The following is a 13,289-nucleotide window of genomic DNA, read 5'->3' as shown; positions in this document are numbered from 1 at the left end:
CGCGTCGCGCGCCCTTTCCGCCGCAATTGATCTCGCATATCACGAGGTAATCAAGGCCCTGAACGCATCGAGCGAACGCAGTCCGATGCGGCGAGAATCACACCGTCGCGTCCGGTCGGATAACGAATTCGGATCGGAAACAGACCGATCGGCGTTGCCCGACCGCGCCCCGGCGCGTCGACGGCGATCAACCCAAGCCCGCGGCCCCGGGTATCCGAGCCGAGCGTGCCGGTCCGACCGAATCCGTCAGGCGTTGAAGTACTTCGCCTCCGGATGCAATAGGACGAACGCGTCCGTCGACTGCTCCGGGTGCAGCTGCAGTTCTTCGGAGAGCACCACACCGATGCGATCGGCCGCCAGCAGGTCGACCAGCTTCGCGCGGTCTTCCAGGTCCGGGCAGGCGCCGTAGCCGAAGGAGTAGCGGGCGCCGCGGTAGCCGAGCTTGAAGTACTCCAGCACATCCGACGGATCGGAGTCGGCCACCGAATGTCCTTCCAGCACCAGCTCCTCGCGGATGCGGCGATGCCAGTATTCGGCGAGCGCCTCGGTGAGCTGGACACCGATGCCGTGCACCTCGAGGTAGTCGCGGTAGTTGTCGGCCGCGAAGAGCTCATTGGCGAAGTCGGCGATCGGCTGCCCCATGGTGACCAGCTGGAACGGCAGCACATCGACCTGACCGGTTTCGCGGGCGTGATCGCGCGAGCGGATGAAGTCGGCGATGCACAGGAAGCGGTCGCGCTGCTGACGCGGGAAGGTGAACCGATAGCGCTGCGGCGCGTCCGGATGCGGCTCCGTCAGCACGATCACGTCGTCACCCTCGGAGACAGCCGGGAAATATCCGTACACCAGCGCCGCGTGCTGCAGCACGTTCTCGGTGGACAGCCGGTCCAGCCAGTAGCGCAAGCGGGGCCGTCCCTCGGTCTCCACCAGCTCCTCGTAGCTCGGTCCCTCGCCGCCACGCTGGCCGCGCAGACCCCATTGGCCCAGGAACAGCGCGCGTTCGTCGAGCAGTCCCGAATACTCGTGCAGCGAAACGCCTTTCACCACCCGAGTGCCCCAGAACGGCGGCACCGCGACCGGCAGATCGACGGCCACATCCGAGCGCGCCGGCACCTCGACCGGCACCTCGACCGCTTTGCGCTGTTCGGCGATCCGCTTGGAGCGCTCATGGCGCGCCTTGCGCTCGGCCGCCTTCTCGCGTTCGGCGATCGCCTCCGGACTGTCCGGATCGATTCCGCCGCCGCGCTTGCGCGTCATGATGTCGTCCATCAACCGCAGGCCCTCGAAGGCGTCGCGGGCATAGTGCACATCGCCCTGGTAGACCTCGGTGAGGTCGTTCTCGACATATGCGCGGGTCAGCGCGGCACCGCCGAGCAACACCGGGAACTGGTCGGCGACGCCCTTGGCGTTGAGCTCCTCCAGGTTCTCCTTCATCACCACGGTCGACTTCACCAGCAGACCGGACATACCGATCACATCGGCCTTTTTGTCGACGGCGGCGTCGAGAATAGTCGCGATCGGCTGTTTGATGCCGAGGTTGACGACCTCATAGCCGTTGTTCGAGAGGATGATGTCGACCAGATTCTTGCCGATATCGTGCACATCGCCCTTGACGGTGGCCAGCACGATGCGGCCCTTACCGCTGTCGTCGGTGACCTCCATATGCGGCTCCAGGTAGGCGACCGCGGTCTTCATCACCTCGGCCGACTGCAGTACGAACGGCAGCTGCATCTGGCCGGAACCGAATAGTTCGCCGACCGTCTTCATGCCCGACAGCAGTGTCTCGTTGATGATCTGCAGCGGCGGCACCTCGGTCATGGCGGCATCGAGATCGGCCTCCATACCGGCCTTCTCACCATCGACGATCCGCCGCTCCAGCCGCTCGAACAGCGGCAGCGCGGCCAGCTCCTCCGCGCGCGAGGCGCGCGACGATGAGGCCGACACACCCTCGAACAGCGACATGAGCTTCTGCAGCGGGTCGTAGTCCGTGCGGCGGCGGTCATAGACCAGATCCAGCGCCGTCTCGCGCTGCTCCTCCGGGATGCGCGCGATCGGCAGGATCTTGGAGGCGTGCACGATCGCGGAATCCAGTCCGGCCTGGACGCATTCGTGCATAAACACCGAGTTCAGCACCTGGCGCGCGGCCGGATTGAGGCCGAAGGAGATATTGGACAGGCCGAGGGTGGTCTGCACCTCCGGATGTTTCTGCTCGAGCAGTCGAATGGCCTCGATGGTCTCGATGCCGTCGCGCCGCGACTCCTCCTGACCGGTGCCGAGGGTGAAGGTCAGCGTATCGATAATGATGTCGCTTTCGCGCAGACCCCAGTTGCCGGTGATATCGGCGATCAGCCGTTCGGCGATCTCCACCTTCTTCTCGGCGGTGCGGGCCTGCCCCTCCTCATCGATGGTCAGCGCGACCACCGCGGCGCCGTGTTCGGCAACCAGCTTCATCGTCTGCTGGAATCGGGATTCGGGGCCGTCGCCGTCCTCGTAGTTCACCGAGTTGACCGCGCAGCGACCACCCAGATGCTCCAGACCGGCCTGCAGGACCGGGGTTTCGGTGGAGTCGAGCATGATCGGCAGGGTCGAGGCCGTGGCAAGTCGCGCCGCCAGCGCCGACATATCCTTGGCGCCATCGCGTCCGACGTAGTCGACGCACAGGTCGAGCATGTGCGCGCCGTCGCGGGTCTGGTCCTTGGCGATATCGAGGCACTTCTGCCAGTCCTCGGCCAGCATGGCCTCGCGGAACGCCTTGGAGCCATTGGCATTCGTGCGCTCACCGATCATCAGGATCGAGGCGTCCTGTTCGAACGGCACCGCGCTGTACATGCTCGATACGCTCGGCTCGTGCACCGGTTCGCGGCGCGCGTCCAGCGGCGGCAGCGTCGGCTCCACCTCGCGCACCGCCGCGGTTACCTGGCGAATGTGCTCCGGCGTCGTACCACAGCAGCCGCCGACCAGGGCGAGTCCGAATTCGGAGACGAAGTCGCGCAGCGCGATGGCGAGCTCTTCGGGGGTCAGCGGATATTCCGCGCCGTTCGCGCCGAGCACCGGCAGACCGGCATTCGGCATGACCGAAACCGGAACCGTCGCATGCCGGGACAGATGGCGCAGGTGCTCGCTCATCTCATCCGGCCCGGTGGCGCAGTTCAACCCGATCATATCGATGCCGAGCGGCTCGAGCGCGGTGAGCGCCGCACCGATCTCACTGCCGACCAGCATGGTTCCGGTGGTCTCCACGGTGACGTGGGTGATGATCGGAATCCGTCGCCCCAGCTTGGCCATCGCGCGCTGACTGCCGGTGACCGCGGCCTTGACCTGGAGCAGGTCCTGGCAGGTTTCGATGAGAATGGCATCGGCACCTGCATCGAGCATGCCCAGCGCGGCCTCGGTGTAGGCATCGCGCAGGGCGGTATAGGGGGCATGACCCAGCGTCGGCAATTTGGTGCCCGGCCCCATCGAGCCGAGCACATAGCGCGGGGTGCCGTCGGCACTTGGACCCATCTCGTCGGCGATCTCACGGGCCAGCCGGGTGCCGCGTTCGGACAGATCGCGGATCCGGTCGGCGATATCGTAGTCCGCGAGGTTCGGCAGATTGCAGCCGAAGGTATTGGTCTCGACCGCGTCCGCACCGGCCTCGAAGTAGGCGCGATGAATGCTGCGCAGCACGTCCGGGCGGGTGTCGTTGAGGATTTCGTTGCAGCCCTCCAGGCCGCGGAAGTCGTCCAATGTCAGGTCGGCGGCCTGCAACATCGTGCCCATCGCACCGTCGCCGATGACGACACGCCGACGGAGCGTGTCGAGAAGCGTGGTATCGAACGCGGCGGAGCTGGACGCAGACATGTGATCAAGCGTAGTGGGCCGGTAGGACATGCCGAACCACCGTGGCGGTGTCGGGGACCACACCTGCCCAGACAGATGAACACCCGGTGCCGCGCCGACCGCGCAAATTCAACGCGACGTGCTCACACGCCGTAGGCTGACCGAGGTGAACTCCAGTGAACCTCCGGTATCACCCGAGCCGGAACTGCCGACATTGCGGGACCCTGTGCTGGTCGCCGCCTTCGAAGGCTGGAACGACGCGGGTGATGCGGCAAGCGGTGCCGTCGAGCATCTGGAATTGATCTGGGATGCCGAGCCGCTGGCCGAACTCGACTCCGAGGACTACTACGACTACCAGGTCAACCGGCCGACGGTGCGTCAGGTCGACGGTGTGACCAGGGAAATCCAGTGGCCCTCCACCATGCTCTCGGTCTGCTCGCCGCCCGGCAGCGACCGCGATGTGGTGCTGCTGCGCGGTATCGAACCCAATATGCGCTGGCGCAGCTTCTGCGGGGATCTGCTCGAGTTCATCGAACAGCTGGGTGTGCAGACCGTCGTCATCCTTGGCGCACTGCTCGCCGATACCCCGCATACCCGCCCCGTCCCGGTCACTGGATCGGCCTATAGCAAGGAAGCCGCCGAGCGGTTCAGCCTGGAGCAGACCCGCTACGAGGGACCGACCGGTATCACCGGTGTACTGCAGGACCAGTGTGTGAAGGCGGGCGTGCCCGCCGTCTCGTTCTGGGCGGCCGTACCGCACTATGTCTCACAGCCGCCGAATCCGAAGGCGACCATTGCGCTGCTGCACCGCGTCGAGGATGTGCTCGATATCGAGGTTCCGCTCGGCGAACTGCCCAAACAGGCCGAGGACTGGGAGACCGCCGTCAACGAGATGACGGTGGGCGATGACGAGATCAGCGAGTACGTGCGCTCGCTGGAGGAACGCGGCGACGCGGCCGTGGACCTGAACGATGCGATGGCCAAGATCGATGGCGACGCGATTGCGGCCGAATTCGAAAAGTACCTGCGTAGGCGGGGTCCGGGCAGCTTCGGACTGTAATCGGTTCGGGCCGTTGCAATTCGACTTCGGACAATTCACCGAAAGTTCGCCAGGGGGGCACTCGTAGGTATGGAAAGGCTTACCATCTAGACTTCTCCGGTGACTATTCACCGGATCGTCGCGCACCTTCGCACTTTCGACGACCGGATCGCCGTCCTCTGCTCTCGATCTCCATCGGCGGCCGTCACAGCAGCGGAATCGGTGCCGGATGGTTTGGAGCGGATCACCTATGCGCAGCTGGCGGCACTTGTCGAGGAGTATGCGCGACAGCTGGGAGCGAACCGGCGGCTCGTCGCGCTCAGGGCGCGCAATGATATCGACTCCCTCGTCGCGTATCTGGGCGCGCTGAGCGCGGGCTGCGTAGTCCTGCTCACCGCGGAGATGACCAGCGAATTGCTGGCCACCTACGATCCCGATGTCGTGATCGATGGCGACGTCGAGGTCCGGCGCGAGACCTCGACGCACCACCTGCATCCGGATCTCGCACTGCTGCTGAGCACTTCCGGCTCGACCGGCTCGCCGAAGCTGGTGCGCCTGTCCGCCGCCAACCTGCTGTCGAATGCGCAGGCCATCGCCGAATATCTGGGCATCGCCCCCGATGATCGCGCCGCGACCACACTTCCGATGTTCTATTGCTACGGATTGTCGGTCGTGCACAGCCATCTGCTGCGCGGCGCGAGCCTGCTGCTCACCGACCGATCGGTCCTCGACGACCAGTTCTGGGACGAAGTCCGCGATCACCGGGTGACCTCGTTCGCGACCGTGCCGTACACCATCGATCTGCTCGACCGCATCGGCTTCGACCGCATGCGGCTGCCCGATCTGCGCTATATCACGCAGGCCGGTGGCTGCCTCGCACCCGAGCGGGTGCGCGCGTACGCGCGGCTCGGCGCGCGCGCCGGATGGGACTTCGTGGTGATGTACGGCCAGACCGAGGCCACCGCGCGGATGGCCTATCTGCCACCGGAATTGGCCGGGAAACATCCGGACTGTATCGGTGTGCCGATTCCCGGCGGCCGGTTCACCCTGGAGCCGGTGCCGGACAGCGAGCACAAGGAGCTGGTCTATCACGGCCCCAACGTGATGATGGGCTATGCCTGCTGCCCGCGCGATCTCGCCCTCGGCCATACGGTCGAATCCCTGCGCACCGGCGATCTGGCGCGGCGCACACCCGAGGGTATGTATCAGGTGGTCGGCAGGCGCAGCCGCTTCGCCAAGATCTTCGGACTGCGCATCGACCTGCAGCGGCTCGAATCCGGTTTCGCCGCTGCCGGTTTCACCGCCTGTTGCACAGATAGTGGCGACCAGTTGGTTGTCGCCGTCGAGAGTCCGGCGGAATCGGTTGCGGCGGTGGCCGCCGAACTGTCCGGTCTGCCCGCCGCGGCCATCCGCACCTGCGCCGTCGCGCAGATACCGCGCTTACCCAATGGCAAGCCCGACTATTCGGCGATCCGGCAACTGCGCACATTCGAACCCGATCTGCCAATACGCGATATCCGCGCGCTCTACGCCATCGCCCTCGGCATCGACCCCGCCCTGATCCGCCCCGACAGCACCTTCGTCGACCTCGGCGGCAACTCACTGACCTACATCACCACCGCGACCCGCCTCGAGCGGGCACTGGGCCGACTGCCCGCGAACTGGCCGGATCGCACCGTCGCCGAACTCGAGCGGGTGCCACACGGCCACACCGCATTCGGCCGCTCGGTCGACACACCGACGCTGCTGCGCGCCGCCGGGATCGTCCTCATCGCGGGTTCACATATCGGGATGTTCGTGCTCTGGGGCGCGGCGCACATCCTGCTCGGCGTCGCCGGATTCAACTTCGCCCGCTTCGCCGTCACCATGACCCCGCGTGCCGAACGACTGCGCAACGCGCTGCACACGGTGGCGCTCATCGCGATCCCGACCGCCGCCTGGGTGGCGCTCACGCTGCTGTTCACCGATTATTACGGCTGGCAGAACGTGTTGCTGCTCAATAAGATTCTCGGCCCGCGCGACAGCCCTACCGCAGGGCACCTGTGGTTCATCGAGGTGCTGGTGCTGTTCATGGTGGTGGCCGCGCTCCTGGTGCGCGTGCCGTTCATCGATACCCTCGCGCGCCGCGAGCCGTTCTGGTTCGCCATGGGGCTGGTGGCCATCACCATGGTGTTCCGGATCTGGTCGTTCGGGCTCTATCCGGCAAAGGATGTGCCGTTTTCACCGCTGGCCTGCTGGTTCTTCGCCCTTGGCTGGGCGGCCGCGAAGGCTACGGCAATCTGGCAGCGGCTGCTGGTGAGCGCCGTGCTACTGATCTCGGTGCCAGGCTATTTCGGCGTTCCCGATCGGGAGCGGCTCGTCATGGCCGGACTGCTGCTGCTGATCTGGCTGCCCGCAGTACGGGTGCCTGCCCTGGTGGCCGGGGTGGCCGCGCTGCTCGCCGACAGTTCGCTATTCGTCTATCTGCTGCACTGGCAGGTCTATCCGCTGTTCGGGCAACACCATGTCGCAGCGCTGCTCGCATCACTCGGGGCCGGTGTGGTCGCGACGTGGTTGGTGACGAATCTGCGCCGCAGATCAGTCCTCGTCAAGAGCTTGTTCGCGAAGGGCCCCTTCTCGAACAGCGCAGCTCTCGATGGTCCACACCTGGGCCGCCGCGTCCTGGGCCAGCTTCGCGAGCAGAATGTCTCGCGGAATCGTCTGGCCGGCAAAGTGATCGAGTGACGGAACCACGACGTGGTGCGCGTCGGCCCGCTTGAGCTCCTGGGTCAGCTCGGCGAATGCCGTGCCGTCACCGGAGGTCGATTCGTGGAATGTTGCGGCGAAGCACAGTCCTTCTTCACGGGCGAGGCTGCTCATCGCATCCTCGAGTTCTGCACCGTGGCCATCGGCCAGATCGTCACGCAAGTATCCATAGATCAACGCTTCCACCCGAACCTCCATTGGATTGGGATCTCTCGCTGTTCTCTTCTGTGGATCTCCCCCGTCACCGACGGGTACTGCGCACGTGCAAGAGCAGATGTTCTTACATATGGGACTTGGCAAACCCTCCGCGCCCATATCCAGCATGTAGGACGCAAAACTGCGAGTGCAGGTGTCAACCCAGTGACATCTGTGTGCCCTATCCGGGCCACTGAGCGTTAACTGGTGCGATACTACAGATGTGGCCGCTGGAGACGATCGACCCGTCTGGGCTGTGCGAATGCGCTCCGAACGTGATGCGCGAGGATGGTCACAAGCCGACGCCGTCCGTGTGATGCGCGCGAAGTCTTCGCACAACCTGCCGACGGACAGTACCCTGCTTCGGAATTGGCGGCGTTGGGAGTCGGGTGAGTCGAGACCGGATGATTTCTATGCTCCGATCATCGCCGCCGCATTTGATACGGTCACGGCCGCGTTCTTTCCGAAGAACCGCCCGAACCGCGATGACGAATTGCTTTCGGCCACTGGTATGGACACGCTCGAGTTCATCGGCCGACTGCGGATGTCCGACGTCTCCTCCGCCACACTGGATGCCATCCGGATCACCGCCGAGCGACTGTGTTGTGAGTACCCGTATGCCGATCCGCACGATCTGCACGCCGAGGGCACGTCGTGGCTGCGCCGCATCACCTCACTGCTCGACGGCCGCCTGACTTTGTTGCAGCATCGGGAAATTCTCGTACTGGCCGGTTGGGTTGCGCTGCTGGTCGGTTGCGTGGACTACGATCTCGGCCGCCGTACCACCGCCGAGGCCACTCGGCGGGCGGCCCATTCGCTCGGCCAGGAGGCCGAGCACGCCGAAATCGTCGGCTGGAGTGCGGAAATGGCTGCTTGGTTCGCCCTGACCCAGGGCAACTACCGCGGCGCGATCGAGGCGGTCGACCCGGCGCTGCTGACCAGCGGCAAACTCGGTGTCGGTGTCCAGTTGGCCGCACAACGTGCGAAGGCCTGGGCCCGACTGGGGAATCGGCACGAGGTCGAGGCATCGCTGAATCAGGGTCGAGCTATTCTCGAGCGACTCGACCATCCGACCAATCTGGACAACCACTTCGTGGTCGATCCGCAGAAGTTCGACTTCTATGCCATGGACTGCTGCCGGGTCGCGGGCGAGGACACGCTCGCGGAATCCTATGCGCGCGAGGTGATCCGGAACTCGACCAGAGCCGACGGGACGGTACGCAATCCGATGCGGGTGTCCGAGGCGCATCTGACCCTCGCGGTGGTCGCCGTGCGCGCCCGCGATCTGGAGTTGGCGGTGCACGAGGGCATGCGGGCCTTCTCCGGGAAGCGCCGGTCGCTGCCGTCGCTGATGTGGATCGCAGGTGAGGCCGCGCGCGAAATCATCGAGCGGTTTCCCGGCGATCCGCGCGCCCTGGTTTATCTGGACCAGTTGCGTGCGCTGTCGCCCGGGTGATCATTTGCTCATCGGCATCTGTTGTTGATTCGCGGTAGTTTTGGCTCATCGCTTGTCTGAGGGAGGGCGATGAATCGAGTTCGCGTCATTGTGCGTCGCGATGCGGACGAATCCCTGCGGACCACGGTGCTGGAGGCGGATGCGCCGATCGCGGACCGGGTCGCGCCGCTGCCCGAACAGGTGGCGTTCGCATGGGATGTGGTCGGAGGTCAGCCCGAAACTGTGCGCAGGATGGTCTTCCAGATCGGTATGGCGCTGCGTGACGCGATGTTCGAACCGCGCACGACCTGGCATCTCACCCGGCTCGTCGACGGATCCGATACCGAGGTGGTATTCGATGTCGACGACAATACGATGCTGTTGCCGTACGAGATGCTGATACTCGCCGACGACCTGCCGTTGGCCATGCGGCCGAATGTGGCCGTCTCGCGTCGGTATTCCGGTGCCGGGCAGCCCGCCCCCGTTCTCGCGCCGGGACCGATGAAGATCCTCGCCGCGGTGGCCGCGCCGACCGAAACTCGCACGGCGAATCTCGCATTGGATGTCGAGGCGGAGATGCAGGCGATCCTCGACGCGGTATCGCAGGTGCCGACCGAGGGTGGCGGCGGTGTGCGCATTCTGGAAGTCGCCTCGCTGCAGCAGATCACCACGGCGCTGCGGGCCGAGGAATTCCATGTGCTACATCTGAGTGCGCATGGGTCGGCGACAGTGCTGGAGCTAGAGGATGAGGACGGCGATCCGGATGTGGTCGACGCCGCCGATCTCATTGCCGCACTGCGGGCATCGGGGCGGGCGCTGCCGTTGGTGGTGTTGTCCAGTTGCGGCGGCGTCGATGGGGGGCCCGCCGGATTGGCCCGCACCTTGATCGGTGGGGGTGTCGAACGGGTGCTCGTCATGCAGACGCAGGTATCCGATCGGTATGCCACACAATTGGCGAAGTCGTTCTACGCCGCGCTTTCCGGCGGATCGGTCGCCTTCGCGCTGAGTCGGGCGCGCTATGCCCTCGAACAGGAGCGGCTCGCCGATGCGGCGGACATTCCGCCCGAGTGGTTCGTGCCGACGCTGCTCACCGGGGTGGCGGACCGGCCGCTGTGGGATCGCAACGCGCCGCCGCGGCCACTCGGTCGGCGCACCCAGGCGCCGAGCGGTGCGACGGTGCGTGAGTTGCCGGTCGGATATCTCATCGGCCGCCGAGGACCGGTTCGCGATATCGTGCGGCTGCTCGACACCGCTGATAGCGGACCCGGCGCGGTGATCACCGGGATGGGCGGACTCGGGAAGACGGCGGTGGCCGGACGAGTTGCCGCGCGCATGCGCGAACGGGGCTGGCATATCGCCGAACATGTGGGGAAGTGGAATCCGACGGCGCTGTGCGCCGCGGTGCGCGCGGCCATTCAGGACGATCCGGCATTGCGTCCGGTGGCCGACGATCTTGCCCGCGATGGTGACGGACAGGTGCTCGAGCATATCCATCGGCTATTGGCCGGGAGCCGATTGCTATTGCTGTTCGACGATTTCGAGCAGAACCTGACCCGGCCGGACGGTGCGGCATTCCTCGATCCTGGTTTCGCCGAACAGTTCTCGCAGTTGTGCCGGGTCGCAACGACGGGACGGCTGTTGGTCACCTGCCGGTATCCGATTCCCGGTGGTCTCACCGAGGTCGGACTGACGCCATTGAGTCCGGCGGAGTTACAGCGAATGTTCCTGCGGCTCCCCCAGATCAGCGGTCTCGGACCGGGTGAGCGTCGGCTCGTCGCGCGGACCATCGGCGGTCATCCGCGGCTCATCGAATTTGTCGACGCGCTATTGCGCGGTGGGGACGGCACATTGCGACCGGTCGGTGAGAAGTTGCGCCGCTTGGCCGATGAGCATTCCGTCGATCTCGGTCCGGACCGGTCGCTGGCCGAAAGTCTGGATACCGCGGTGGTACTCGGCTCCCGCGATATTCTCGTGGACGCGCTGGTGGATCTGCTCGATGCGGCCGAACGCGAACTACTGCTGCAGATTTCGCTATCGCGGACGCCACTGCGGGATCTGGATATCTATCACGCCCGCTTCGGTCCCGACGCGACGCGTACTCAGCGCCGTACCGTCATGGCGACCATCGAAACTCTCCTGAGGTTGACACTGCTGACCACCGATGACGACCGATATGTCGTGCACCCGTGGGTCGCCCAGGCACTCGACACCTATCAAGGCCCCGAACGCATCAGCCGCCACAGCCGAGCCTATGCGATGCGACTGGCCCGAATCTCTGCCGGCTTCCGTGATTTCGACGATTACAGCGAGGCATGTCGACATCTGCTCGCCGCGGGCCGGTACGCGGAGCTCACCGAACTCGCCATCCCCTGCTGCCGGGAGTTGGATCAACTGCAGATCGCGGCGTTGCTCGGCGAGATCATGCCCACCCTGCCGGATGACACTCCCGGCTATCTGGAGCTCGGCGACCGCGAGGTGCGGGCTTTGCGCCGAACCGGAAACCTCGGTGCCGCAACCAATCGCCAAACTGTTCTGGTCGGTGTGCTGCGGTCCCGAGTCCAGTCCTCCCGGGGTAGTGCGGAATCTCGACGCGCACTCGTCCTCGGTCTGGACACCCTCGGTGAACTCGCCATGCTGGCAGGAGATCTCGGCACGGCCCGCGAGCATTACAGCCGGTCCCTGCGCACCGCACGGCATCTCACCAGCACCGACCCGCACAACGTCGATATGCAACAGGTCCTCAGCCGCGCACTGGAGAGCCTCGGCGATATCGCCGTGCGCAGCGGCGATCTCACTGCCGCGCTGGCCCACCACACCGAGGCACTGGCCATCCGACGCAGCCTCGCCGATAGCGACCCCACCCGTAGCGAACTGCGCCGCGATCTCGCCAACGCCTGCCTGCGACTCGGCGACCTGGCGATACTGACCGCCGATCTCGACGGCGCACAGCACCTCTACACCGAATCCCTCACCCTGCACGGTGGTCTCACCGACTCGGGTCCCGATGCCGCCGAATCCCGTCGCGGCGTGGCCATCGCACACGGCAAACTCGGCGACCTGGCCATGCGCGCGGGCCACGGCGATACCGCCAGCCGCCACTATCTGGAAAAGCTCCTCATCAGCAACGAACTGTCCAGGGCCGATCCCGGCGACACCGAAATCGCCCGCGATGTCGCCATTGCCATGCAGCAGATCGGCGATGCCGCGCTGCTGTTCGAAACCCCCGAGGAAGCGGTCACCTTCTTCACCGAGTCGCTGGCCATCCATCGCGAACTCGCGGAAAAAGATCCGGGCAATGCCGAATACCAGCGTGACCTCGCCATCGCCCTCAACCGCTGCGGCGACGTCGCCCTACAACTGGGCGAACTGCACAACGCCCGCACCCACTACACCCGATCCTTGGCCATCCATCGCAAATTCGCCGATGACGATCCCGCCAACGCCCGAAATCAACGCGACCTCAGCATCTCGCACGACAAGCTCGGCGACCTGGCCATGCGCACCGCCGACTATCTGTCGGCCGACCACCACTACACCCAATCCCTAACCCTGGCACAACAACTCGCGGCGGCCGACCCGACCAATACCGAAAAACAACGCGACCTGAGCATCTCCCACCATCAGCTCGCCAAGGTCGCCGTCGCCACCGGCGCCTACACCCTCGCCTTCCGGCACAACACCGCGGCCCTGACCCTCGCCCGTCGCCTCGCCGTGGCCGACCCGGAAAATCTACAGCTGCACCGCGATGTCGGCCTGATCCTGTCCGCCATCGGCGCCGCCGCCGAACGCGAGAACGACTACGACTCCGCCATCGAGGTCTACCGCGAGGCCCTCTCGATCGCCAAGGATCTCCTCGAAACCGACCCCGCCAGCCCCCGCGCCCTGCGCGATATGGAGTTCGCCATGACCAACCTGGATCGAGTCCTCGACATGGTCGAGCCGAACCGGGCCGCCGGCACCGGCATCGACGCCCTCATCGAACAGGGCAAGACCTTGCTCCGGCGCCTCCTGCCTCCGCCTCGGCAGCCATGATTCCGCAGGTAGCCGCAATCT

The 13,289-nt window shown here is 65.5% G+C and carries 5 protein-coding genes; 4 read left to right on the top strand and 1 reads right to left on the bottom strand.

Going from position 1 to position 13,289, the window contains the following annotated elements; genetic code table 11:
• Positions 1–246: 246 nt before the first annotated feature.
• Entirely contained in the window at positions 247–3,843 is a 3,597-nt protein-coding gene (gene metH / locus ABZ293_RS09340; RefSeq protein ID WP_355178889.1) for a methionine synthase, read from the bottom strand.
• A gap of 145 nt (positions 3,844–3,988) precedes the next feature.
• On the opposite strand from metH, the gene ABZ293_RS09335 reads away from it, so the two are divergent.
• The 4 genes from ABZ293_RS09335 (at position 3,989) to ABZ293_RS09320 (ending at position 13,268) form a co-directional block, all read left to right on the top strand.
• Positions 3,989–4,882, top strand: a complete 894-nt coding sequence (locus ABZ293_RS09335; protein WP_354960801.1) for a PAC2 family protein — start codon at positions 3,989–3,991, stop codon at positions 4,880–4,882.
• A gap of 99 nt (positions 4,883–4,981) precedes the next feature.
• Positions 4,982–7,585, top strand: a complete 2,604-nt coding sequence (locus tag ABZ293_RS09330; RefSeq protein ID WP_355178887.1) for an AMP-binding protein — start codon at positions 4,982–4,984, stop codon at positions 7,583–7,585.
• A 532-nt stretch (positions 7,586–8,117) separates the two neighbouring features.
• On the top strand, positions 8,118–9,257 hold the full coding sequence (locus ABZ293_RS09325) for an XRE family transcriptional regulator (protein ID WP_355178885.1): 1,140 nt from the start codon (positions 8,118–8,120) through the stop codon (positions 9,255–9,257).
• Positions 9,258–9,326: 69 nt separating this feature from the next.
• Positions 9,327–13,268 carry a CHAT domain-containing protein gene (locus tag ABZ293_RS09320; RefSeq protein WP_355178883.1) on the top strand — a complete coding sequence of 1,314 codons (3,942 nt, stop codon included), beginning with the start codon at positions 9,327–9,329 and terminating at the stop codon, positions 13,266–13,268.
• Positions 13,269–13,289 lie beyond the last annotated feature (21 nt).

Origin of the sequence: Nocardia sp. NPDC005998, assembly GCF_040614395.1 — a bacterium.
Taxonomy (GTDB): domain Bacteria; phylum Actinomycetota; class Actinomycetes; order Mycobacteriales; family Mycobacteriaceae; genus Nocardia.
This window is presented reverse-complemented; position numbering and strand designations above follow the sequence as displayed.